The 23,906-nt window shown below is 72.1% G+C and carries 24 protein-coding genes and 1 rRNA gene; 20 read left to right on the plus strand and 5 right to left on the minus strand.

Features of this window, described 5'->3' with window-relative positions; all coding sequences use genetic code 11:
• The 20 genes from rrf to LB823_RS13835 form a co-directional block, all read left to right on the plus strand.
• A 5S ribosomal RNA gene (gene rrf / locus LB823_RS13740) occupies positions 1-110 on the plus strand; the annotation flags it as partial.
• A 138-nt stretch (positions 111-248) separates the two neighbouring features.
• Positions 249-1,658 (plus strand): hypothetical protein, encoded by a 1,410-nt coding sequence (locus LB823_RS24090; RefSeq protein WP_308011454.1) that lies wholly within the window; start codon positions 249-251, stop codon positions 1,656-1,658.
• Positions 1,655-2,605, plus strand: coding sequence for an HAD-IIA family hydrolase (locus LB823_RS13750; protein WP_224647797.1), 951 nt, complete (start codon positions 1,655-1,657; stop codon positions 2,603-2,605). Before LB823_RS24090 ends, LB823_RS13750 begins: the two co-directional genes overlap by 4 nt.
• A gap of 10 nt (positions 2,606-2,615) precedes the next feature.
• Positions 2,616-2,834: a hypothetical protein gene (locus LB823_RS13755; protein WP_224647798.1), complete on the plus strand. Its 219-nt coding sequence runs from the start codon at positions 2,616-2,618 to the stop codon at positions 2,832-2,834.
• Complete coding sequence (locus LB823_RS13760; RefSeq protein ID WP_224647799.1) at positions 2,834-3,658, plus strand: TlyA family RNA methyltransferase; 825 nt, start codon at positions 2,834-2,836, stop codon at positions 3,656-3,658. The genes LB823_RS13755 and LB823_RS13760 overlap by 1 nt, the downstream gene beginning before the upstream one ends.
• A complete protein-coding gene (locus tag LB823_RS13765; protein WP_224647800.1) occupies positions 3,655-4,560 on the plus strand; it encodes an NAD kinase in 906 nt (301 codons plus the stop codon). Before LB823_RS13760 ends, LB823_RS13765 begins: the two co-directional genes overlap by 4 nt.
• Positions 4,561-4,564: 4 nt before the next feature.
• Positions 4,565-6,346: a DNA repair protein RecN gene (gene recN, locus LB823_RS13770; RefSeq protein ID WP_224647801.1), complete on the plus strand. Its 1,782-nt coding sequence runs from the start codon at positions 4,565-4,567 to the stop codon at positions 6,344-6,346.
• An 86-nt stretch (positions 6,347-6,432) separates the two neighbouring features.
• Positions 6,433-7,623 carry a putative cytokinetic ring protein SteA gene (gene steA / locus LB823_RS13775; RefSeq protein ID WP_224647802.1) on the plus strand — a complete coding sequence of 397 codons (1,191 nt, stop codon included), beginning with the start codon at positions 6,433-6,435 and terminating at the stop codon, positions 7,621-7,623.
• Positions 7,624-8,544 carry a copper transporter gene (locus LB823_RS13780; protein ID WP_224647803.1) on the plus strand — a complete coding sequence of 307 codons (921 nt, stop codon included), beginning with the start codon at positions 7,624-7,626 and terminating at the stop codon, positions 8,542-8,544. It abuts the gene before it with no gap.
• Between the two features lie 65 nt (positions 8,545-8,609).
• Positions 8,610-10,343 (plus strand): CTP synthase, encoded by a 1,734-nt coding sequence (locus LB823_RS13785; RefSeq protein WP_224647804.1) that lies wholly within the window; start codon positions 8,610-8,612, stop codon positions 10,341-10,343.
• Positions 10,324-11,007, plus strand: a complete 684-nt coding sequence (locus LB823_RS13790; protein ID WP_224647805.1) for an NUDIX hydrolase — start codon at positions 10,324-10,326, stop codon at positions 11,005-11,007. The genes LB823_RS13785 and LB823_RS13790 overlap by 20 nt, the downstream gene beginning before the upstream one ends.
• Positions 11,008-11,009: 2 nt before the next feature.
• Complete coding sequence (gene xerD, locus LB823_RS13795; protein WP_224647806.1) at positions 11,010-11,954, plus strand: site-specific tyrosine recombinase XerD; 945 nt, start codon at positions 11,010-11,012, stop codon at positions 11,952-11,954.
• Positions 11,955-12,093: 139 nt separating this feature from the next.
• Entirely contained in the window at positions 12,094-12,981 is an 888-nt protein-coding gene (locus LB823_RS13800; RefSeq protein WP_374201328.1) for a ParA family protein, read from the plus strand.
• Positions 12,978-13,871, plus strand: coding sequence for a ScpA family protein (locus tag LB823_RS13805; RefSeq protein ID WP_374201327.1), 894 nt, complete (start codon positions 12,978-12,980; stop codon positions 13,869-13,871). Before LB823_RS13800 ends, LB823_RS13805 begins: the two co-directional genes overlap by 4 nt.
• Positions 13,865-14,521 carry an SMC-Scp complex subunit ScpB gene (gene scpB / locus LB823_RS13810; RefSeq protein ID WP_224647851.1) on the plus strand — a complete coding sequence of 219 codons (657 nt, stop codon included), beginning with the start codon at positions 13,865-13,867 and terminating at the stop codon, positions 14,519-14,521. The genes LB823_RS13805 and scpB overlap by 7 nt, the downstream gene beginning before the upstream one ends.
• Complete coding sequence (locus tag LB823_RS13815; RefSeq protein WP_224647807.1) at positions 14,514-15,122, plus strand: hypothetical protein; 609 nt, start codon at positions 14,514-14,516, stop codon at positions 15,120-15,122. Before scpB ends, LB823_RS13815 begins: the two co-directional genes overlap by 8 nt.
• A gap of 42 nt (positions 15,123-15,164) precedes the next feature.
• Entirely contained in the window at positions 15,165-16,109 is a 945-nt protein-coding gene (locus LB823_RS13820; RefSeq protein WP_224647808.1) for a pseudouridine synthase, read from the plus strand.
• A gap of 5 nt (positions 16,110-16,114) precedes the next feature.
• Positions 16,115-16,807, plus strand: a complete 693-nt coding sequence (gene cmk / locus LB823_RS13825; RefSeq protein WP_224647852.1) for a (d)CMP kinase — start codon at positions 16,115-16,117, stop codon at positions 16,805-16,807.
• The gene (gene der, locus LB823_RS13830; RefSeq protein WP_224647809.1) at positions 16,804-18,246 is read left to right on the plus strand and encodes a ribosome biogenesis GTPase Der; all 1,443 of its coding nucleotides are present in this window, start codon (positions 16,804-16,806) and stop codon (positions 18,244-18,246) included. Before cmk ends, der begins: the two co-directional genes overlap by 4 nt.
• 4 nt (positions 18,247-18,250) lie before the next feature.
• Positions 18,251-19,567: an MFS transporter gene (locus LB823_RS13835; protein WP_224647810.1), complete on the plus strand. Its 1,317-nt coding sequence runs from the start codon at positions 18,251-18,253 to the stop codon at positions 19,565-19,567.
• 164 nt (positions 19,568-19,731) lie between these two features.
• Here LB823_RS13835 and LB823_RS13840 read toward each other — a convergent pair whose 3' ends face one another.
• The 5 genes from LB823_RS13840 to LB823_RS13860 all read right to left on the minus strand — a co-directional run bounded on the left by LB823_RS13840 (position 19,732) and on the right by LB823_RS13860 (position 23,800).
• Positions 19,732-20,097: a GntR family transcriptional regulator gene (locus LB823_RS13840; RefSeq protein ID WP_224647811.1), complete on the minus strand. Its 366-nt coding sequence runs from the start codon at positions 20,095-20,097 to the stop codon at positions 19,732-19,734.
• Positions 20,094-21,008 carry a hypothetical protein gene (locus LB823_RS13845; RefSeq protein WP_224647812.1) on the minus strand — a complete coding sequence of 305 codons (915 nt, stop codon included), beginning with the start codon at positions 21,006-21,008 and terminating at the stop codon, positions 20,094-20,096. The genes LB823_RS13840 and LB823_RS13845 overlap by 4 nt, the downstream gene beginning before the upstream one ends.
• A gap of 3 nt (positions 21,009-21,011) precedes the next feature.
• Complete coding sequence (locus LB823_RS13850) at positions 21,012-21,521, minus strand: hypothetical protein (protein WP_224647813.1); 510 nt, start codon at positions 21,519-21,521, stop codon at positions 21,012-21,014.
• Positions 21,522-21,722: 201 nt separating this feature from the next.
• Entirely contained in the window at positions 21,723-22,874 is a 1,152-nt protein-coding gene (locus tag LB823_RS13855; protein WP_224647814.1) for an MlaD family protein, read from the minus strand.
• 137 nt (positions 22,875-23,011) lie between these two features.
• Entirely contained in the window at positions 23,012-23,800 is a 789-nt protein-coding gene (locus tag LB823_RS13860) for a siderophore-interacting protein (RefSeq protein WP_224647815.1), read from the minus strand.
• Positions 23,801-23,906 lie beyond the last annotated feature (106 nt).

Genomic DNA, 23,906 nt, shown 5'->3' on the forward strand with positions numbered 1-23,906 from the left:
GCCATAGCGGAGGGGAAACGCCCGGCTCCATTCCGAACCCGGAAGCTAAGCCCTCCAGCGCCGATGGTACTGCACTCGCGAGGGTGTGGGAGAGTAGGACACCGCCGGACTAAAATTAGATACAGGATGAAGGCCCTTGGGGATCGTGTCGAACACTTCGCAGTGTTCCACCTCCCCAGGGGCCTTCGTCATGTCCAAGTACAGTAATAGCGTGGGTCGCCTCGGAGGCGACGGAAAGCGGGTGCAACGTGGCGGCTGAGTCGAACGGCGACCGCCGGCAGCGTGCGGGGTTCACCAATCCCGCCGACCGGACCGAGCGCAGCAGCGGTGGAGATTCGTCACGTGGCGCAAGCCGGGGTGCGGATCGCGGTGCCGGACGTTCCGACGACCGGCGCGGTGGTGGCGATCGCTCCGGCGGCGGCCAGCGCGGCGGCTACCAGGGACGCACCGGCGGCGACCGACGCTCCGAGGGAGGCCGCGGCGAGCGCCGCGACTTCGGCGGCAATCGCGGCGGGGACTCCCGTGGCGGAGACCGTCGGGACAGCCGTGGCGGGGACTCCCGCGGTGGAGACCGTCGGGACAGCCGTGGCGGGGACTTCCGCGGCGGTGACCGTCGCGACAATCGCGGCGGGGACTTCCGTGGCGGGGACCGTCGGGACAACCGTGGCGGAGATTCCCGTGGTGGCGATCGGCGCGAGTTCGGTGGCCGCCCGTCGGGCGATCGTCGCCCCTCCGGTTCCGGCGATCGTCGGTCCTCCGGCCCGGGCGAGCGCCGCGACTTCGGCGGCAGGCCCTCGGGTGACCGTCGCTCCGGTGGCGGTTCCGCGGACCGTCGGGGCGCAGGTCCCGGCGGCGACCGCCGTTCCGGTGGTGGCTCCTACGGCTCCCGCAACGGCTCGGGTTCGCGTCCCGGTGGCCAGGGCGGACGCTCCGGCGGCTTCCAGCGGGACGAGCGCTCGGACCGCCCGCGGACCCGTGCCGGCGAACCGTCGATCCCGAAGGACGTCGATCCCAAGGAACTCGATCCGGCGATCCGGCGCGATCTGCTGAGCCTCGACAAGAACAACGCCGAGCTCGTCTCCTCGCACCTCGTGCTGGCGGGGCGCCTGCTCGACTCCGATCCCGCCGCGGCGCTGGCCCATGCGCGGGCCGCGCGCGAACGCGCCGGGCGCATCGCCGCGGTGCGCGAGGCGTGCGGTATCGCCGCGTACATGAACGGCGAGTGGTCCGAGGCGCTCAGCGAGCTGCGCGCCGCGAAGCGGATGGGCGGCACCGTCAACCTGCTCCCCATGATCGCCGACAGCGAGCGCGGCCTCGGCCGGCCCGAGAAGGCCATCGAGACCGCCCGCGGCGACGAGGCCGCTCAGCTCACCGGCGACGATCGCACCGAGCTGCGCATGGTCGAGGCCGGCGCCCGCATGGACCTGGGGGAGTACGACAAGGCCGTCGTGACCCTGCAGGCCGAGGACCTCGACCCCGCGCGCCGCGGCTTCCATGCCGCCCGCCTGTTCTACGTCTACGCCGAGGCGCTGCTCGGGGCCGAGCGTCGCGACGACGCGCTGACCTGGTTCCTCAACGCGGCCGCCGCGGACGAGGACGAGGCCACGGACGCCGAGGAGCGTGTCGCCGAGCTGTCCGCGGACGACTCGGCCGAATGACGGCCCCGCTCGCGGCGGCGTACGACCGGCTGCTGGTCGACCTCGACGGGACCGCCTACGCGGGCGCCGTCGCGATCCCCGGCGCCGCCGAGGCGCTCGACGGGCTCCCCGTCACCTACGTCACGAACAACGCCAGCCGCCTACCCGGCGACGTGGCGCAACACCTGCGCGACCTCGGCTTCGCGGCGCCCGACGACACCGTCGTCACCAGCGCCCAGGCCGGCGCCGGACTGCTCGCGTCCCTCGTGCCCGCCGGTACCCCGGTCCTCGTGGTCGGCGCCCCTGCGCTGCGCGCGGAGGTCGAGGCCCGCGGACTGACCCTGGTGGAGAAGGCCGAGGACGCTCGCGCCGTCATCCAGGGGCACAGTCCGGAGACCGGCTGGGCGCGACTGTCCGAGGCCGCTCTCGCGATCCGCGCCGGCGCCGTATGGGTCGCCACCAACACCGACGCGACACTCCCCACCGAGCGCGGGCTGCTCGTCGGCAACGGCTCGATGGTCGCCGCCGTGCGCAACGCCACGGAGCGGGAGCCCCAGGTCGCCGGTAAGCCCTACACTCCGATCTTCGTCGACGCGATGCGCGCGGCCGGGGCCACCACGGCCCTCGTCGTGGGGGACCGCCTCGATACCGACATCGAGGGCGGCAACGCCTTCGGGTCGGACACCTACCTCGTGCTCACCGGCGTCAACGACGTGCAGGACGTCGTCGTCGCGCCGGACCTGCACCAGCCCACGTACGTCGCCGACACGCTCGCGGGCCTACGCCTGCCCCGCGCGGCGACGGTGCCGGGGCCTCGGGACGGGTGGACCGTCACCGTCGACGGCGATGACCTGACCGTGACCGGCGCCTCCGGCGCGGACCCCGCCGACGCGAAGTACGCGGCCATCGCCGCCGCCCGCGAACTCTCCGAGGAGCGCCGGTCGGGCCTGCGGCTGACCATCCGATAGCGTGGACACCGTGGAGCCAGCAGTGTTTCGATCCGGCGATCCCGCCGACGTGCGCACGGCCGTCGAGGACCTGATGCACCGCGTCGACGAGCTCGACGCGGCGCCCGTCGTCGACCCCGGTTCCGTGGCGGGTGTCGGTGAGCTGGCGACGCTCGGACGGCAGGCGGCCCTGTTCGAGCAGGCCCACCAGCTGCTGGTCGGCGCCCTCGACACGGTGGATCGCGCCTGATGGCTCGGAGGGTACGGCTCGACGCCGAGCTGGTCCGCCGCGGCATGGCCCGGTCCCGCGAACACGCCCGGGAGCTCATCGAGGCCGGGCGGGTCACCGTCAACAAGCAGGTCGCGCGCAAGGCCGCCAACCAGATCGACCCGGCGGACCCGGTGCACGTCACGGCCGTCGCGGGCGAGATCGAATGGGCCTCCCGCGGCGCGCACAAGCTGATCGGGGCGCTCGACGCCTTCCCCGACGTCGCGGTCGAGGGCCGACGGTGCCTCGACGCCGGCGCGTCGACGGGCGGCTTCACCGACGTGCTGCTGCACCGCGGCGCCGAGCGCGTGTACGCCGTCGACGTCGGCTACGGCGAACTCATCTGGCGGCTCCGCGACGACGACCGCGTGACGGTCCTCGACCGCACCAACGTGCGCTTCCTCGAGCCGGACGCCGTCGACGGCCCCGTCGACCTCGTCGTCGGCGACCTGTCCTTCATCTCGCTGGGCCTCGTTCTGCCCGCGCTCGCGCGGTGCGCGGCGCCCGGCGCGGACCTGCTGCCCATGGTCAAGCCCCAGTTCGAGGTCGGGAAGGACCGCCTCGGTTCCGGTGGCGTGGTCCGCGAGTCCGCGCTGCGCGCGAGCGCCGTCCGCGGCGTCGCCGAGGCCGCCGCCGCGGTGGGCCTGACGACGCGCGGCGTCACCTTCAGCCCGTTGCCCGGCCCGTCGGGCAACGTCGAGTACTTCCTGTGGCTGCGCAGGGAATCCGACGGGGACGGCCCCGTCGCGCTCCCCGACGAGGTGGACGACATGATCGACACGGCAGTGACGGAGGGACCGCAGTGACCGCACCGCACGACCGCACGTTCCTGGTGGTGGTCCACACGCTCCGCAGCGACGTGGACCGCACCGTCGAGGACATCCGCCGCCGGCTGGACGCCGCGGGCGTCCGGATGAAGCTGCAGAGCGACGTCCGCGAGGCTCCCGACGACGCCGCGGTCGGCTGCGAGGTGGTCGTCGTGCTCGGCGGCGATGGCGGCTTCCTCCGCGGCGCCGAACTCGCTCGCCGCGCCGACGTCCCCATCATCGGCATCAACCTCGGGCACGTCGGCTTCCTCGCCGAGTCCGAGGTCGACACGGTGCCCGACACCATCGACGATCTCGTGCACCGCCGGTACACCGTGCACCCGCGGATGACGCTGGACATCGAGATCCACGACGGCGACAGCCTGGTCTCCCAGGGCTGGGCGCTCAACGAGGTCTCCGTCGAGAACCGTTCCCGCCAGGGCCTTCTCGAGCTGGTCACCGAGGTCGACGGCCGCCCCGTCTCACGGTTCGCCTGCGACGGGCTGCTCGTCGCGACCCCCACCGGCTCCACCGCCTACGCCTTCTCCGCGGGCGGGCCCGTCATGTGGCCCGACCTCGAGGCCCTGCTCATCGTGCCCAGCAACGCCCACGCGCTGTTCGCGCGACCCATGGTCACCAGCCCCCGGTCGGTGATCGCGATCGAGGTCGAGGGCAGCCGACACGAGGCGATCGCCTTCTGCGACGGACGTCGCACGCTGGAGGTGCCCGAGCGCGGGCGCATCGAGATCCGGCGCGGTGAGGAACCGGTGCGGTTCATCAAGCTGGGCGCCGGTCCCTTCACGGATCGCCTGGTCACGAAGTTCCAACTGCCCATCAGCGGCTGGCGCGGCCGCCGCGACGGCGACGGCGTCGCCGACATCAGCACGGGAATCGGGGGATAACGAAGTGCTCGAAGAGATCCACATCTCGTCGCTCGGCGTCATCGAGCAGGCCGCCGCGGAGTTCGCGCCCGGCCTCACGGTCCTCACCGGCGAGACCGGCGCGGGCAAGACGATGGTCGTCACGAGCCTGCACCTGCTCGCGGGCGCGCGCGCCGATCCGGGCCGCATCCGCGCCGGCGCGGACAAGGCCGTGGTCGAGGGGCGGTTCTCGCTGGCAGGCGCCAGCTCGGCGGACCTGGTCCGCGCGACGGTCGACGACGCCGGCGGCGAGCTCGACGAGGACGCCGTGATCGCGGTGCGCAGCGTGGCCGGCGACGGCCGCTCGCGCGCCTACCTCGGCGGGCGCAGCGTGCCCGTCGGGACCCTCTCCGAGTTCGCCGGGCCGCTGCTGACCGTGCACGGGCAGAACGACCAGCTGCGGCTGCTGCGGCCCGAGCGGCAGCGCGACCTGCTCGACGCCTTCGCCGGCTCCCCGGCGACCAAGGCGCTGCGCGCCTACCAGGGCGTCCGCGAGGAGTGGCTCGCCGCGCGGGCCGAGCTCGCCGACCGCACCACCCGCTCCCGCGAGCTCGCCCTCGAACAGGACCATCTGACCGCGTCGCTCGCCGAGATCGACGGCGTCGATCCGGTGTCCGGCGAGGACGTCGACACCGTCGAGAAGATCAAACGACTCTCCGACCTGGACAGCCTGCGCGAGGCCGCGGACACCTCCTACGCCGCGCTCACCGGTGCCGGCTACGGCAGCGACGGGGAGGGCGCCGGCTCCGTGCTGGACCTGCTCGGCACCGTCCGGGCGTCGCTGTCCGGCTCCGACGACGCCGCGCTGCGCGCGCTCGCCGAGCGGATCGAGGAGGCGGCCACCGTCGCGGGCGACGTGGCGACCGAGCTGGGCGCGTATCTCACCGACCTTCCGAGCGATCCGTCGGAGCTGGAGTCGCTGCTCCTGCGCCAGTCCGAGCTCAAGACCCTCACCCGCAAGTACGCGCCCGACATCGACGGCGTCATCGCGTGGGCCGACGAGGCGCGCGCCCGGCTCGAGGGCATCGACACCTCCGCCGAGGGGCTCGCCGCGCTGCAGGCCCGCGTCACGGAGCTGGAAACCGCGCTCGGCGCCGCGGCGTCCGCGCTCACGGCCGCGCGCGTGAAGGCGGCGGGCTCCCTGGGCAAGAAGGTCACCGGCGAGCTGCGCAAGCTCGCGATGGGCGGCGCGTCGATCACGGTCGACGTGGCGCCGGACGCCGTCGCGCCCGACACCGACGGCGTCGCGGTCGACGGTGGGCCGCGCCGCGCGGGCGCGCACGGCACCGACGTGGTCGAGTTCCGGCTCGTCGCGCACGACGGCGCGAACCCGCTGCCCATCGGCAAGTCCGCCTCGGGCGGCGAGCTCTCCCGCGTGATGCTCGCGCTCGAGGTGGTCCTGGCGGCCACCGAGCAGGGACTGACCATGGTCTTCGACGAGGTGGACGCCGGCGTCGGCGGCAAGGCGGCCGTCGAGATCGGCCGGCGGCTCGCGGCGCTCGCGCAGCGGCACCAGGTGATCGTCGTGACGCACCTGCCGCAGGTCGCCGCGTTCGCGGACACGCATCTGACGGTGGGGAAGCAGACCGGCAAGGGCTCGGTCACGTCGACGTTGACCGCACTGTCGCGCGAGGAGCGGATCGCCGAGCTGGCGCGCATGCTCGCCGGCCTGGGCGATTCCGACACCGGCCGCGCGCACGCCGAGGAGCTGCTCGAGGCGGCCGACTCCGACAAGGTCGCGCAGTCGGGAGTGCACGCGAGCAAGTAACCGCTGCGGCCGAAGTAGATCAAAGTTTCCAGTGTTGTCGGCGCGCCTCCCGTGACTTGTGTGACTCACGGGGCAGTATGTGCGGCATGAAGCTCACTGGCCTGCTGTCCCGCAACACGTCGAACCTGCCCGGCGTCACCGGCACCGCCCGGGTCGACAAGGACACCACGCGTCTGCTCGGCCGGATCGGCCGCGGCGACATCGTGGTGTGCGACGAGCTGGACCTCGACCGCACCACCGCCGACCTCATGGTCGAGGCGGGGGTCGCGGCGGTGGTCAACGCGTCGCCGTTCATCTCCGGCCGCTACCCCAACCTCGGACCCGAGGTGCTGGCGGCCGCCGGGATCGAGCTCGTCGACGACGCGGGCAAGGAGGTCTTCTCCCGCGTCAAGGACGGCGCGAAGATCCGCGTCCACGAGGGCGTCGTCTACACCGGCGAGCGCGAGCTGGCCCAGGGCGAGCAGCTCACCGATACCGACGTGACCTCCCGCATGCTGGCCGCGCGCTCCGGCGTCGTCGACCACCTGGAGGCCTTCGCCGGCAACACCGTCGAGTTCATCCGCGTCGAGTCGCCGCTGCTCATCGACGGCGTCGGCATCCCGGACGTCGAGGTCAACCTCAACGACCGGCACGTGCTCGTCGTCTCCGACGGCGCCGACCACGTCGAGGACCTCAAGCGCCTCAAGCCCTTCATCAAGGAGTACGCGCCGGTCCTCATCGGCGTGAACCGCGGCGCCGACGCGCTCGTCAAGGCCGGCTACCGCCCCGACCTCATCGTCGGCGACCCGGAGATGATCACGACCAACACGCTGCGCTCGGGCGCGCAGGTCGTGCTGCCCGCCGCCCCCGACGGCCACGCCCCGGGCCTGGAGCGCATCCAGGACCTCGGCATCGGCGCGATGACCTTCCCGGCCACCGGCTCGGCCGCCGACCTCGCGCTGATCATCGCCGACCACCACGGCGCCTCGCTGATCGTCTCCGTCGGCCACTCCGCCTCGCTGGAGGAGTTCTTCGACGCGGGCCGGCGCGAGTCGAACCCGTCGACCTTCCTCACCCGCCTCAAGGTGGGCACGAAGCTGGTCGACGGCAAGGCCGTCGCCACCCTCTACCGCAGTCGCGGCCACGGCGGCGCGATCGCGCTGTTCATCCTCGCCGCGCTGGTCGCCGTCGTCGCGGCGGTGCTGGTCTCCAACCAGGGCCACGACCTGCTGCAGTGGGTCATCGACCAGTGGAACCGCTTCGCGCTCTGGGTCCAGGGCCAGTTCCGGGCACTCTAGGTGCCCGGCCCGTCGCGCCGCCTCCGCTCGTCCGGCGCCCGGCGGCCCGCGCTGGTCTGGGCAGCCGTGCTGCTGGCCTTCGCCGTCGGCGTCGCGCTGGGCGGGGGAGTCCTCGCCCGGTTCACGACCGACGGTGACCTCAAGGACCTGCGCGCGCAGGTCGAGCGGCTCGAGGGTGCCAATGCCGCACTGACCGACCGCTCCCGCGCTGCGGACGCCTTCGCCGACGCGGCGGCACCGTCGACGCTGGGCCGGAGCCTGGCGGGCATCCCCGTCCTGATGGTCGTCGCGCCGTCGGCCGACCGCGGCGACGCCGGGCAGATCGGCCGCCGGGTCACGCAGGGCGGCGGCACCGTCGCCGGCACGCTGACGCTGACCGACGACCTCTACGCCGAGGACAAGGCCGAGCGCCTGCGCGGCGTCGTCGACAACGCCGTCCCGAACGGCGTCACCCTCGACGCCTCGCTCGTCGACCCCCGCGCCCGTGCCGGCGACCTGCTCGGCGCGGTCCTCCTCTCCGAGGGCGCGGTGAAGCCACCGTCGAACGGCCGGACCGATGCCCTGGCCGCCCTGAAGCAGGCCGGCTTCGTCGATTTCTCCGGCCCGACGGTGCCCGGCGCGCGCGCCGCGGTCATCGTGACGGGCGGAACAGTTCCGGGCGAGCGCGCGGGCGAGGGGCAGGGGATCGGCCGCCTCGCGGCGGCGCTGTCGCGGCACGGCGACGGTTCCGTTCTCGCCGGCCGCACGGGATCGTCGCAGGGTGCGGGCCCGATCGTGGTCGTCCGGCAGGACAAGGGGCTCGCCCCGGGCCTCGCCACCGTCGACGACGCCGACACCGTCGTGGGGCAGGTCTCGGCCGCGCTGGCGCTCGCGCAGGCGACGCGCGGCGACGTCCGCGCGTACGGATCCGGTATCCGCTGACGACTGGTGATAGGCTGAAGTCCCGTAGTAGAAGCAGGTTTGTCCGCTCGAATACGGGAGTCTCGTTGCCCTCTCCTCGCGTTGGCGCGCGTGTCGCCACGAAGCACATCTTCGTCTCCGGAGGCGTTGCATCCTCCCTGGGTAAGGGCCTGACGGCCTCCAGTCTGGGACAGCTCCTCACGGCCCGCGGTCTCCGCGTGACGATGCAGAAGCTCGATCCGTACCTCAACGTGGATCCGGGCACTATGAACCCGTTCCAGCACGGTGAGGTGTTCGTCACCGAGGACGGTGCCGAGACGGACCTCGACGTCGGCCACTACGAGCGGTTCCTCGATCGGGATCTCTCGGGGATCGCCAACGTCACCACCGGCCAGGTGTACTCGACCGTCATCGCCAAGGAACGGCGCGGCGAGTACCTCGGCGACACCGTCCAGGTCATCCCGCACATCACCGACGAGATCAAGGCGCGCATCCTCGCGATGCAGGCGCCCGATTCCGAGGGCATCGTCCCGGACGTCGTGATCACCGAGATCGGCGGCACCGTCGGCGATATCGAGTCGCAGCCCTTCCTCGAGGCCGCCCGCCAGGTGCGCCACGACGTGGGCCGCGACAACGTCTTCTTCCTGCACGTCTCGCTGGTCCCGTACCTCGCCGCGTCCGGTGAGCTCAAGACCAAGCCCACGCAGCACTCCGTCGCCGCGCTGCGCAGCATCGGCATCACGCCCGACGCGCTCATCCTGCGCTGCGACCGCGACGTGCCCGAGGGGCAGCGCAACAAGATCGCGCTCATGTGCGACGTCGACATCGACGGCGTCATCTCCTGCCCCGACGCCGGTTCGATCTACGACGTGCCGAAGGTGCTGCATCGCAACCAGCTCGACGCCTACGTCGTGCGCAAGCTGGGCCTGCCGTTCCGCGACGTCGACTGGTCCGTGTGGGGCGACCTGCTCAAGCGGGTCCACGAGCCCCGCGAGACCGTGAACATCGCGCTGGTCGGCAAGTACATCGACCTGCCCGACGCCTACCTGTCGGTCACCGAGGCGCTGCGCGCCGGTGGCTTCGCCAACTGGGCCAAGGTGCAGATCTCCTGGGTTCCGTCGGACGACTGCGAGACCGAGGCCGGCGCGTCCGCCGCCCTGCGCGACATGGACGGCATCCTGATCCCCGGCGGCTTCGGCATCCGCGGCATCGAGGGCAAGCTCGGCGCCATCCGGTACGCCCGCAAGCGCGGCGTGCCGCTGCTCGGCCTGTGCCTGGGCCTGCAGTGCATCGTCATCGAGGCCGCCCGGTCCGTCGGGCTCGAGGGCGCCAGCTCCACCGAGTTCGACGACGACACGCAGTACCCCGTGATCTCGACCATGGCGGATCAGGAGCAGGCAGTCGCCGGCGAGGCCGACCTGGGCGGCACCATGCGCCTCGGCGCCTACCCGGCCGCGCTGGAGCGCGGCTCGATCGTGGCGAACGCCTACGGCGCGACCGAGGTCTCCGAGCGCCACCGGCACCGCTTCGAGGTCAACAACGCCTACCGCGACAAGATCGCCGAGTCGGGCCTGAAGTTCTCGGGCGTCTCGCCCGACGGCCACCTCGTCGAGTTCGTCGAGTACCCGAAGGAGGCGCACCCGTTCCTCGTCGGCACGCAGGCGCATCCCGAGCTCAAGTCGCGTCCCACGCGCCCGCACCCGCTGTTCGCCGCGTTCGTCGGCGCGGCCCTGAAGTACCGGGCCGAGCTCGAACTCCCGGTCGGCGTCCGCACCGCCGTGGAAGAGGTACCGTCGGAGGATGACCACGCAGATGACTGAGCAGCTCGAATCGCTCGGTTCCGTGCAGACGCACGACTTCCAGGCACTCAGCAGTGAGACGGTGTACGAGGGCCCGATCTTCGCGGTCCGGCGCGACGAGGTGACGATGCCGGGCGGCGGGACCGCCGTCCGGGACGTCGTCGAGCACGACGGTGCCGTGGCCGTGGTCGCGATGAACGCCGACGGTGCCATCGCCATGGTGAACCAGTACCGCCACCCCATGGGCCGGCGGATGCTGGAGATCCCCGCGGGGCTGCTCGACCACACCGGCGAGGAGGAGCCCGTGTGCGCCGCGCAGCGCGAGCTCGCGGAGGAGACGGGGCTCGGCGCGCGCGACTGGCACGTGCTGGTGGACCTCGCCCCGTCGCCCGGCTTCACCGACGAGATGGTGCGCGTCTTCCTCGCCACCGACCTGCGCTACTGCGAGATGGCCGAGCAGGAGGACGAGGAGCTCGACATGACCGTCGAGTGGATCGCCATGCCGGACGCCGTCCGCATGGTGCTCTCCGGCGAGATCGTGAACTCGACCTCGGTCAGCGCCATCCTCGCCGCCACGATGGTCACCGACGACGACACCCCGCTGCGCTGTTCCGACGCGCCGTGGCCGGGCCGCCCGACGGCCCTCGCCGCCCGCAAGGGCCGGCCCGTGGAGGACGGGCGGTAACTGTGTCGGTCGGGGTGGCACTCGACGATCAGCTGCGCGCGTACGTCGACCACCTCACCGTCGAGCGGGGCGCCGCGGCGAACACGCTGAGCAGTTACCGGCGCGATCTCGGCCGGTACCGCGAGTACCTGGCTGCGCTCGGCGTGGGCGATCTCGCCGACGTCACGCAGAACCAGGTCAGCGGCTTCCTCGTCGCCCTGCGCGAGGGCGGTGACGATCATCCGCCGCTCGCGGCGAGTTCCGCGGCGCGGTCGTTGATCGCCGTGCGCGGGCTGCACCGGTTCGCCGCCGCGGAGGGCGTGACCGACGTCGACGTGGCCCGCGAGGTGCGCCCGCCCGCGCCCGCGAAGCGCCTGCCCAAGGCGCTGCCCGTCGAGCAGGTCATCGCGCTGCTCGAGGCGGCCGGGGGAGACTCGGACGCCGACACCCCCTCGCGCCTGCGCGACCGCGCGATGCTCGAGCTCCTGTACTCGTGCGGCGCCCGCATCTCCGAGGTCACGGCGCTCGACGTCGACGACATCGACGCGGAGTCGCGCTCGGTGGTGTTGCTCGGCAAGGGCGGCAAGCAGCGGGTGGTGCCGATCGGCCGGCCCGCGCTCGCGGCCCTGGACGCGTACCTGGTGCGCGGGCGCCCCGCGCTGGTGAAGCGCTCGAATCCGGCGCTGTTCCTCAACGTCCGCGGCGGCCGGCTCTCCCGGCAGTCCGCGTGGCAGGTGCTCGCGGCGGCGGCGGAGCGCGCCGGGATCGACACCGCGACCACGCACGTCTCGCCGCACACCCTGCGGCACTCCTTCGCCACCCACCTGCTCGAGGGCGGCGCCGACGTGCGCGTGGTGCAGGAACTGCTCGGCCACGCCTCCGTCACCACGACGCAGGTGTACACGCTCGTGACGGTGAGCGCGCTGCGCGAGGTGTACGCGCAGGCCCATCCGCGCGCGCTCGGCTGAGTGCGGCGCCGGCCCGGTCCGTAGAATCGGCGGGTCGTGCGTGCCGCTGCGGCGGCACGCGCGTCGCGCGCATTAGGGTGGGTGGGGACTTATCTGGAGGTGGACATTGGCGGCAGCGCCGGACGCGGAGAACCCGGGCCTGGACCTGGGTGAGCTCGCGCACCACCCCGCAGCGCGGGACCCGCACGACGACTCGCTGGACGCCACCGGCCGGCCCCGCGTCGAGTTCCCCGAGCCGACGCCCAAGACCACGCACGGCCCGGCCCGCGTGATCGCGGTGTGCAACCAGAAGGGCGGCGTCGGCAAGACGACGACCACCATCAACCTGGGCGCCTCGCTCGCCTCCTACGGGCGGCGCGTGCTGCTCGTCGACCTGGACCCGCAGGGCGCGCTCTCCGCCGGCCTCGGCGTCGCGCACCACGAGCTCGAGCTCACGGTGCACAACCTGCTCATGGAGTCCCGCATCTCCGCGGACGACGTGCTGCTGCGCACCCGAGTGGACGGCCTGGACCTGCTGCCGTCGAACATCGACCTCTCCGCCGCGGAGATCCAGCTGGTCAACGAGGTGGGCCGCGAGCAGACGCTCGGCCGCGCGCTGTACCCGGTGCTGGATCGCTACGACTACATCCTCATCGACTGCCAGCCCTCCCTGGGCCTGCTGACGGTGAACGCGCTGGCGTGCGCGGATCAGGTGCTGATCCCCATGGAGTGCGAGTACTTCGCGCTGCGCGGCCTGGCCCTGCTGACGGACACCGTCGACAAGGTCAAGGACCGCCTGAACCCCCGGCTGGGCATGGCCGGCATCGTGGTCACGATGTTCGACTCGCGGACGCTGCACTCGCGCGACGTGATGGCCCGCGTGGTCGAGGTCTTCGGCGACGCCGTGTACCACTCGGTGATCTCCCGCACCGTGCGTTTCCCGGAGACCTCCGTCGCGGGCGAGCCGATCACCTCGTGGGCCCCGAAGTCGTCCGGCGCCACCGCCTATCGCGCCCTCGCGCGCGAGGTCATCGCGCAGGAGAAGTGACCGACACCGCAGCGGCCCCCGAGCCGATCGAAGCCGAGGTCCCGCTCGACCCCGCCCCCGAGGCACCGTCGGACGCGGACGCCCCGCAGCCCGGCTTCACGGTCAAGCTCGCCAACTTCGAGGGCCCCTTCGACCTGCTCCTGCAGCTGATCGGCGGCAGGCGTCTCGACGTCACCGAGGTGGCGCTGCACGTGGTGACCGACGAGTTCATCGCCTACACCAAGCAGCTCGGCGCCGAGGCCGACCTCGACCAGACCACCGAATTCCTCGTCGTCGCCGCGACGCTGCTCGACCTCAAGGCCGCGCGGCTCCTGCCCGCGGGCGAGGTAGAGGACGCCGAGGACCTCGCACTGCTCGAGGCCCGCGACCTGCTGTTCGCCCGCCTGCTCCAGTACCGCGCGTACAAGCAGGTGGCCGAGCTGATGGCCCAGCTGGAGGCGAAGGCGAACCGTCGGTACCCCCGGGCGGTGGGCCTGGAGCCCCGGTTCGAGGAGCTCGTCCCCCCGGTCCAGCTGGGCGTCACGCCCGAGCAGTTCGCGCTCGTCGCCGCGTCCGCGTTCACGCCGAAGCCCAAGCCGACGGTCGGCCTCGGGCACCTGCACGTGCCCAAGGTCTCGGTGCCGGAACAGGCCCGGCTCATCGCGGCGCGGCTGCGGGAGCGGCCCGACCACTGGTCCGGGTTCTCCGAGCTCGTCGCCGACTGCGACTCCGGCATCGCCGTGATCGCCCGCTTCCTCGCGCTGCTCGAGCTGTACCGCGAGCGGGCCGTGCTGTTCGACCAGCCCGAGGCGCTCGGCGACCTCAAGGTGCGTTGGTCGGGGGAGAACGAGAACCTGGTCGTGGGCGGCACCCGCGACGAGTACGACGAGACACCCGAGGAGGAATCGTGAGCGAGCAGGCCGAGGACTTCGCCCTCGTCGAGGGGATGGAACCCGACGAGCTGCGGTCGGCGCTGGAGGCGCTGCTGCTGGTGGTGGACGCGCCCGCGACCGCGGAGCAGCTGGGCACCGCCCTGGAGGAGCCGGAGGAGCGGATCACCGCCGACCTGCGCGCCTGGGCCGGGGAGCTCGCCGAGCGGCGGTCGGGCATGGAACTCCGCGAATCCGCGGAGGGCTGGCGGCTCTACAGCCGCGCCGAGTACGCGCCCTACGTCGAACGGCTGCTCCTCGACGGGGTGCGGTCCAAGCTGACCCGCGCCGCGCTCGAGACCCTCGCGGTGATCGCCTACAAGCAGCCGGTGAGCCGGTCCCAGGTCGGGGCGGTGCGCGGCGTCAACGTCGACGGGGTGATGCGCACGCTCGCGGCCCGTGGCCTGATCGCCGAGGCGGGCACCGACGCCGGCGCCACGACCTACGCGACCACCGAGCTCTTCCTCGAGCGGCTCGGCCTGAGCTCGCTCGACGAGCTGCCGCCGCTCGCGCCCCTGCTGCCCGAGATCGACGTCATCGAGGACCTCAGCTCCCACCTCGACGAGGAGCCGCGCTTCGCCAAGCTCGGCCGCAAGAGCGCCGACGTGATCGGATTCGATCCCGATGCCTGACCTCTCCGCCGTCCTCCGCGAGGCCTTCCCGCTCGGCGCCGCCGGCCCGACGGTCCGCCGCTGGTGGCCGCTCGTCCTCACCGGGGCCGTCGCCGCGCTGACCGGGTGGGCCGCGACCGCCACCTGGTTCGGGCTGACCATCGGCCGGGTCGGGGTGCCGTTCGGGTTCACGGGTACGGGACGGATGGTGCTCACCGGCCCTGAGGCGGACGCGGTGGTGACCGGCGGGTTCGGGAGTCCGGACGTGCTGGCCGACGGGGTGCTCCCGTGGGGCTACGCCACCGCCGGCCTCGCGATCGTCGCCCTGATCCTGGTGATCGTCGCCACGATGCGGCCGTCCTTCGCCGCCCGCGGCCGCGCCCTCGCGAGCGGGCTCCTCGGGCTGGCCGCGGTCCTGTCGATCCTCGTGTGGATCTTCCCGGCCATGATGATGAGCGGGCTGGAGGACCTGACCGGCGGCGACGCGGGCGGCGACCCGCTGTTCTTCCCGCCGAAGGGCGGTCTGGTGAGCACGATCGTGGTCACGTCCACCGGGGCGGCGGTGCTGTTCATGGGCCGCCGGAACCGTCCGCTGAGCGCCGCCCGCGCCGCGCCGCGCTGACGAATACCGATTTCGGCCGCGACCTGCGATCATGGAGTGATCATGAACAGACCCGCTCGCCGTGATGGCACACCGGACCGAAGCAGAACCAGCAAGCCGAAACAGGGTGCGAAGCCGCCGCAGAAGCAGGCGGGGCGCCAGGGCGGCGTCCCCCGCCTGTCGAACGCCAAACCCGCACGCACGCAGAACGTCCCCGCGCGCGACGTCGACGATTGGGACGCGCCCGAGAAGACCCCGCATCCCGGCGGCGACAGCGACAAGATCCGCCTGCAGAAGGTGCTGGCCCAGGCCGGCGTCGCATCGCGGCGCGTGGCCGAGGACATGATCGCCGACGGCCGCGTCGAGGTCGACGGCGAGATCGTGACGGAGCAGGGCCGCCGCGTCGACCCGAACGTCGCGGTCGTCCGCGTCGACGGCGTGCGCGTGCTCGTCAACGAGAACCTCGTGCACCTCGCGCTGAACAAGCCCCGCGGCTGGCAGTCGACGATGAGCGACGACATGGGCCGCCCCTGCGTGGGCGACATCGTGGCCGAGCGCGTCGCCGCCGGCCAGCGGCTCTTCCACGTCGGCCGCCTCGACGCCGACACCGAGGGCCTGCTGCTCATCACCAACGACGGCGACCTCGCGCACCGCCTCATGCACCCCTCCTACGAGGTGCCGAAGACCTACCTCGCGTGGGTGCAGGGCGAGGTGCAGCGCCGGCTCGGCAATACGTTGCGCTCCGGCGTCGAGCTCGAGGACGGCCCCGCGAAGGTGGACAAGTTCTCCGTGCTCGAGGCGTCGGAGGGCCGCTCGATGGTCCGCGTCGTGCTGCACGAGGGCCGCAAGCACATCGTCCGGCGGCTGCTGGCGGAGGTCGGGCACCCCGTCGAGCGCCTCGTGCGCACGCACGTGGGGTCGGTGGCCCTGGGCGATCAGCGCCCGGGCTCGCTGCGCGTCCTCGGCCGCGACGAGGTGTCTGCGCTGTACCAGGCGGTGGGACTGTGACCCTCGTGATCGCCATGGACGGCCCCTCGGGGACCGGTAAGTCGACGGTGGCCCGGCGCATCGCCGAGAACCTCGGCGCGCGCTACCTGGACACCGGCGCGATGTACCGCGCCGCCACCGTCTGGGCGCTGGAGCGGGAGGTCGACCTCACCGACCCGGCCGCGATCGCCGCGGCCACGGCGGACCTGCCGCTGGCCATGGGCTGCGATCCGCTCGCCGAGCAGGTGGAGCTGGACGGGATCTCGATCACCCGCCGGATCCGCGAGGACGACGTGACCGCCGCCGTGTCGGCCGTGTCCGCGGTGCCCGAGGTGCGCGAGCAGCTCGTGGAGTACCAGCGGGCCATCGCCGCCGACGACGATTCGCCGATCGTGGTGGAGGGCAGGGACATCGGCACCGTCGTCTTCCCCGACGCGCCGGTGAAGATCTACCTGACGGCCTCGGCGCAGGCGCGCGCGCAGCGCCGCCACGCGCAGAACACCGAGCTGGGGCTGCCCAGCGACTACGACGAGGTGCTGGCGTCCGTGCAGCGCCGCGACGGCCTGGACTCGACGCGGAAGATCTCGCCGCTGCGCCCGGCCGAGGACGCGATCGAGCTGGACTCGTCGGACATGAACCTGGAGGAGACCGTCGCAGCGGTGGCCGAGACGGCCGACCGCGCGCTGAGCGCCTCCCGCGATAAGGAGGTCACGCGATGAGTGACAACGAGTTCGAGTACGCCGGCTCCGATGCCGCGGACGGCACCTGGGACGACGAGGGCGACTTCGCCGAGTACGAGGGCGACTTCGCCGATCTCGAGGCGGAGGCCGCGCAGGAGGCCATGTGCCTGCCGACGGTCGCGATCGTGGGCCGCCCCAACGTGGGCAAGTCGACGCTGGTCAACCGCATCCTCGGTCGCCGCGAGGCCGTCGTCGAGGACATCCCGGGCGTGACCCGCGACCGGATCAGCTACGAGGCCAACTGGGCCGGCCGACGGTTCCTGGTGCAGGACACCGGCGGTTGGGAGCCGGACGCCAAGGGGATGCAGCAGTCCATCGCTGCGCAGGCCGAGGTCGCCATGCGCACGGCGGACGCGATCGTGGTGGTCGTGGACGCGACCGTCGGCGCCACCGCGACCGACGAAGCCGTCGCCCGCGTGCTGCGCCGCTCCAAGACCCCCGTGATCCTGGCGGCCAACAAGGTCGACGACCAGCGCACGGAGGCCGAGGCCGCGACGCTGTGGTCGATGGGCCTCGGTGAGCCGCACACGATCTCGGCCGCACACGGCCGCGGGACGGGTGACCTGCTGGACGTCATCCTGGAGAAGCTGCCGGAAACGCCCCGCGAGGGCACCGGCGGCACCGGTCCGCGCCGCATCGCGCTGATCGGCAAGCCGAACGTCGGCAAGAGCTCGCTGCTCAACAAGCTCACCGGCGAGAACCGGTCGGTCGTCGACAACGTCGCCGGCACCACCGTCGATCCGGTGGACTCGCTCGTCGAGCTCGGCGGCCGGACGTGGAAGTTCATCGACACCGCGGGCCTGCGCAAGAAGGTCAACCAGGCCAGCGGGCACGAGTTCTACGCCTCGCTGCGCACCAAGGGCGCGATCGAGGCCGCGGAGGTCGCGATCGTGCTGATCGACGCCTCGCAGCCGATCACCGAGCAGGACCAGCGGGTGCTGTCGATGGTGGTCGAATCGGGCCGCGCGCTGGTGATCGCCTACAACAAGTGGGACCTCGTCGACGAGGACCGCCGGTACCAGCTGGAGAAGGAGATCGACCGCGAGATGGTCCAGATCCCCTGGGCGATGCGGGTCAACATCTCCGCGCAGACCGGGCGCGCCATGCAGAAGCTGGTGCCCGCGATCGATACCGCGCTCGAGTCGTGGGACAAGCGCATCCCGACGGGCCGCCTCAACAACTGGCTGCGCGACGTGATGGCCGCGACCCCGCCGCCCCTGCGCGGCGGCAAGCTGCCCAAGGTGCTGTTCGCGACCCAGGCAGCGACGCGTCCGCCGACGTTCGTGCTGTTCAGCTCCGGGTTCCTGGAGGCCGGTTACCGGCGGTTCCTCGAGCGCCGGCTCCGCGAGGAGTTCGGCTTCGACGGCTCGCCGGTGCGGGTGAACGTCCGGGTCCGCGAGAAGCGCGCGAAGAAGTAACGCCGTGACGGCGGTGGAGGTCCCGGCCGCGCCCGTACCGCGCCGCCAGGTGGCGGCGTGGTGCGCGTGGGACTGGGGGAGCGCCGCGTTCAACGCGGTGATGACCACGTTCATCTTCACCGTGTACCTGACCGGCGCCGTCGGCGAGGACCTCCCGGGCCCGATCAGTGCCACCAGCTGGCTGTCGTGGGCGATGGCCGCCGCCGGCGTGGTCGTCGCCCTGACCGCGCCGGTCCTCGGCGGTCGCGCCGACGCCGCGGGCCGGCGGAGGTTCTCCCTCGCCGTGTGGAGCGCCGTCGTCACGCTGTGCACCGCCGCGTGCTTCTTCGTGCGCGACGAGTACCAGTTCCTGTGGCTCGGCCTGCTGCTCCTCGCGGTGGGGACCGCCGCCTTCGAGCTGGCGAACGTGCCGTACTACGCGATGCTGCGGCAGGTCTCCACGCCGGAGACGATCGGCCGGGTGTCCGGGATCGGCTGGGCCTGCGGCTACTTCGGCGGGATCGTGCTGCTGCTGATCTGCAACTTCGGCTTCATCGCGGGCGACGGGCCGACCCGCGGATTCCTCGACGTGCCCACCGAGGGCGGGCTGAACATCCGGCTCGTGGCCCTGTTCGCGGCGGCGTGGTTCGCGATCTCCGCGCTGCCGGTGCTCTTCCTCGTGCCGGAGCTCCCCGCGGACCCGAGCGCGGCGCCCCGCCGCGGGATCGCCGGGGCCTACCGCGACCTGTTCGCGACGATCGGCTCGCTCTGGCGCGCGGACCGCAACGTGGTGTGGTTCCTCGTCTCGTCGGCGGTGTTCCGCGACGGGCTCGCGGCGACCTTCACCTTCGGCGCGGTGCTCGCGCACAGCGTATACGGGATGAGCGAGTCGACGGTGCTGCTGTTCGGCGTGGCCGCCAATGTCGTGGCCGCGCTGGGTGCGGTGATCGCCGGGCGGTTCGACGACCGGATCGGCCCGAAGCCGGTGATCGTGACCTGCCTCGTGGGGATGCTGATCGCGGGGACGGTGCTGCTGTTCGTGAGCGGCGAGACCATGTTCTGGGTCTTCGGGCTCATGCTCACGGTGTTCGTGGGCCCGGCCCAGTCATCGGCGCGCAGCATGCTGGCGCGGATGACGGTGCCCGGCCGCGAGGGCCAGATGTTCGGGCTGTACCAGACCACCGGCCGCGCGGCCTCGTTCCTCGGGCCGCTGTTGTTCGGTGTCTTCGTCGCCGTCTTCGGCACCGACCGGGCCGGCATCGGCGGCATCATCGTGGTCCTCGCGCTGGGGCTGGTTCTGCTCCTGCAGGTGCGGCCCGCCCGCGACCGCGCGGTCGCCTGAGCGGTCACGGTTCGGCGGGGCCGAGGGCACGGGTGGTCGACTATCGAACCGGGATGTAGGCCGGATCACTGCGCTCTCGGATTCTGTCCACTATGGACACGCTGCCCGGCGTGGACGGGTCCGAGAGTCGCTCGGTTCGTGTGACGACGAGATCCGGCCGGATATCACCGGTGTACGGCGTCGATCGCCTGCTGGTGCGTGAAGCCCAGTTCCATGGCGGCGGCGAGATAGTTGCGAGCCAGGCGGTGCAGGTCCTCGGTGGGCGGCGCGACGGTGGCGGTGGGCGGCGTGAGCACGTGCGTGCCGCGCCCGCGACGCGACTCCACCCAGCCCTGGGCCTCCAGGTCGCGGTACGCCCGCCCGACGGTGCCGACCGCCACGTCGAGGTCGCGGGCCAACTGCCGCAACGGGGGCAGTCGGTCGCCCGGCTGGAGCCCGCCCGAGGCGATCACGCCCGCGATCTGTCGCCGGATCTGCTCGTACGGCGGTAGTGGATCGTCCGAGCGGACCACGATGGCGGGGCCGGTCACGGCCGGACCTCCCGGAGGCGCACGGCCGCTGCGCCCGTCTGTCGGGTGCGAGTGGGGACGAGGAAGGCCAGGAACGCCCAGATTCCGAGGATGAATCCGTACGTTGCGCCCAGCGGGAATCCGATGCGCCCGATCCACCACATCGTGGAATCGTCCGACGAGTTCGCCACCTGCAGCGCTGCGAGGGTGAGAGACCAGCCCAGGACGACGAGGAGGAACCCGGTGGCCATGGCTGTCGCGGCGATCGTGCGGGTCGTGATCCCCACGCGCAGGGCGATGTCGAGCTCAGCCTGGTCCAGGGCGCCCCACCTCCGGGCGCCGAACATCGTGGACACGGCGAGGATCGTCGACAGCACGATGGCGAGCGCGGCGGGGATGGCGTAGAAGGAGCCGGCGAACGGAGTCGTGATCTCGACGCCGCCGTATTCGCCGGGTGAGGCGAAGGCGCGGGAAAGACCGTCGTCGTCGGGCGAGGCGGTGGCGCAGCCGATCGCGGAGAACGCCAACGCGATCACCACTCCGATCACGGTGGCCGCGAGGAGCTTCCTCGGAGCGGTGACGCCGATCGTGCGCGGCGAGAGCGACGCGATCCGGACCGATTCGCGCGCGCGGACAGTCGAACCGATGATTCCTGTGGCGACTCCGAGCCCGAGCTGGAGGACGATGAGCGCCGCCGGGAAGGCGAGGAGGAGCCCTCGACCGAGGCGGTCGTCGACGATGAGCACGATCGCCGCGGCGAGGGCCAGGACGGCAGCGAGGCCGAGGGCGATCGCGACTGAGCGAGATGCCCGGCGCGCCTCCGGGGTGCGCGGCGCGGCGGCGTCCGTGGTTACCAGGACGTAGATCACGCGAATGATCACGGAGGCGATCGCCAGCGGGATGAGGGGCAGCAGGAAGATCGCTGTGAACATCGGTCACTTCTCCTTGGGGGCGTCGCGCCACTGGGACCGGAGTTCGGCGACGGGGGTCTCCGATGCGAATCGGGCTGTGTCGAATGGGGCGGTGGCGATGCGGATACCATTGTCGCCGTTGATGATCAGGAGGCTGCCGAGCTTATCGCGCAGGCCGTCGGTGCGTGCGAAGGATCGCGCGAGGGTCGTGGCGCCGTCCCGGGTGCCGTCCGGGCCGACGCCGGGGCCGCACATCTCGATCGTGAGCGCGATCCGTCCGTCCGCTGCCTGGTCGGCACTGAAGGCGCCGCTGAAGTTGACGGGCTGGTCGAGCTCGGCGAGTCCTTGCCCCGCACGCTTGATGGCGGGCCCGATGCCCTCGTTGTAGACGATGAAGTCCTCGCCGGCGCACTCCGGCAGGGCGACCATCGAGCCGGAGACGGGGTACTTCGTCACCGTCGAAACGGCGCCGCAGCCGGCGAGGGCGAGGCCCGCGAGGGCGACCGCGGGGGCGGCGATCAGGGAGCGACGCATTTTGACTCCTTGTGTCGTGTGTTTGATACAAGGAGTTGATCACGAGGCCTCGCAATGTGTCAACTGTTTGAAACAATCGGCGAGGGGGCGACGCCGTCGTGCGGCACGATCTCGGATTCTGTCCGGGTCGGACAGCGTGTCCGGAACGGACAGAATTCGAGAGTCGTCCAGCAGCGCGATCGGCCTCCCGGAAGGGGAGCGTCAGCGGGGCGTCGCGGTCGCGGATGCCGAGGCGGCAGCGGGCGTCGAGGACGCGGGCTTCGACGTCGCTCCGGGCTTCGCCGGCGTGCCCGGCTTCGCGGCCGTACCCGGCTTCACTGCGTCGACGCCGGGCGGCAGCACGGCCGCGACGGCCGGGTACTCCACCGACAGACGCAGGTTCAGCACCGGACCGTTCGGAGTGTTCGGCATGGCCTTGCGTACGTTGTCCATCAGCTGCGACAGCTGGATCCCCACGCCGGTCGCGCTGCCGTTCGGGAACGCGGCGAGGATCGGCTGGAGCAGGCTCACCAGCATCGGCGACGCGGTCTTCAGGCCCTCCAGCGCCTGCGGCGTGAGGATCGCCTGCAGCCCGGCGACGAGCCCGGTGCGCTCGTCGTTGAGCCCGTCCTGCACGGCGAGCGTCTTCTTGCTGTCGCCGTTGTGGAGCGGCTTATGGTCGAGGCCCGCCTGGAACGCCGGGATCATCGCGGCGAGCGCGGGATCGGCGGCCTGGAGGGCGGCTACCACCGTCGGGAAGGTCTGAGCGGTGGAGAGGCGCTGCGTGTCCTGCATCGTCTGCGCGACGCTCCCGAGTGCCGTGAGCAGCGGCAGCATCGCCTCCGACGAGGCGTCGAAGTTCATCAGCAGCTCGCTCATGCGCGGCCGCAGGGCGTCGTCGTTCACGTCGCCGAGGGTGGTGATCATGTTCGACACCGTGTTGTCGGTGATCCGCCGCGTCGGGGCGAGCTCGGCGCCGTCCTGCAGTGCGCCGCCGCCCTCGTGCGGGGTGAGGATCACCTCGGAGACGCCGAAGAGGTTGCCCGCGGAGAACGCCGCCTCCACGTTGTTGGTGAGGCTGCGGCCCTGGGGGCCGTCGAGGCGCAGCGTCACGCCCTGCTGCGCATTGCCGAGCGACCGGATCCCGGTCACGGAGCCCACGTCGAGCCCCTGGATCCGCACCTTCGCGCCCTCGACGATCCCGGCCGCCACCGTCGGCGTGCGAAGGGTGAGCGTGAAGACGTCCTGCGGGCGCAGTGCCTGCACGCCCCACACCGCGAGGGCGAGAAGTGCCGCGCACAGGCTGAACGCGACGCCACGTCGCCGGAGCTGGGCGTGCGTCGGGGAGAAGCCGGGCACCGGTGCAAGATCCACAGATAGACAAATTATCCGTAGTTGTCTGAAATCCATGCTCCGGCACGGTGCATTGTGCCGACACTCACGTCGCGCACCAGCCTGTGATGGCCGTCACGACGGGCCTCGCGGTGGCACCGTCGCCTGCTTGGAACGCCCTAGTCGATCTGCCCGACCGGCGTGCGCTTCTCCGCCTGGAAGGCGTCCTCGGCGCGGCCGCGCGCCCAGTAGCCGGAGATCGAGAGGCGCTCGCGCGGCACCGCCAGCTCGCGCAGGACCTTGCGGATCGCCTTGATCGACTCGCGCTCGCCGTGGACGAAGACGTGCGTCGTGGCGCGATCCGCGGGCCAGTCCGCGACGGCCACCTGGCGCGCCAGGAAGTCGACGTCGGTCACGTCGGGGTTGACGGCCCACCGCACGTCCACGCCCGACGGTGCCGTCAGCGCGATCCGGTCGGCATCGCTCTCGACCTCGATGATCGCGGCGCCCCGCGCGTCGGCCGGAAGCGCCTCCAGGGCGGCAGCGATCGCGGGCACCGCCGAGAGATCGCCGGCCAGGAAGTGCCACGCGGCGGCGGGGTCGGGGGAGTACGCGCCGCCCGGCCCCATGATGGTGATCGTGTCGCCCGGTTGCGCGCGCCGCGCCCACGGGCCGGCCAGTCCCTCGTCGCCGTGGACGACGAAGTCGATCGCGATCCGGCGCTCGGCACGGTCGAAGGACCGCACGGTGTAGGTGCGGGTCGCGTCGCCGAAGGCGAGCTTGACGTAGGCGTCCGTGCTGGGCAGGCCGGGGAGTTCGGGGTCGCCGAAGGAGGCGAGACTCTCGCCCTCGGCGATCACGCGGACGAGGTGGGCGCCGATCGTCTCGGTGCGCACGACCGTGACCTCGAAGGTCGGCCGCGCGCGGCGGGCGGGTGCGGGAGCTGTGTCGGTACGCGATTCAGTCATGGCATCCACCGTACGCCTCAAAAATTAGGGTTACCTAATCGACGGATCTCGGCAGGGGTTTGCTATTCAGAACGCTCCGATATGCACGGAGCCGGGACTAGCATCT

The sequence above is a fragment of the Tsukamurella sp. M9C genome (assembly GCF_020169415.1).
Lineage (GTDB): Bacteria > Actinomycetota > Actinomycetes > Mycobacteriales > Mycobacteriaceae > Tsukamurella.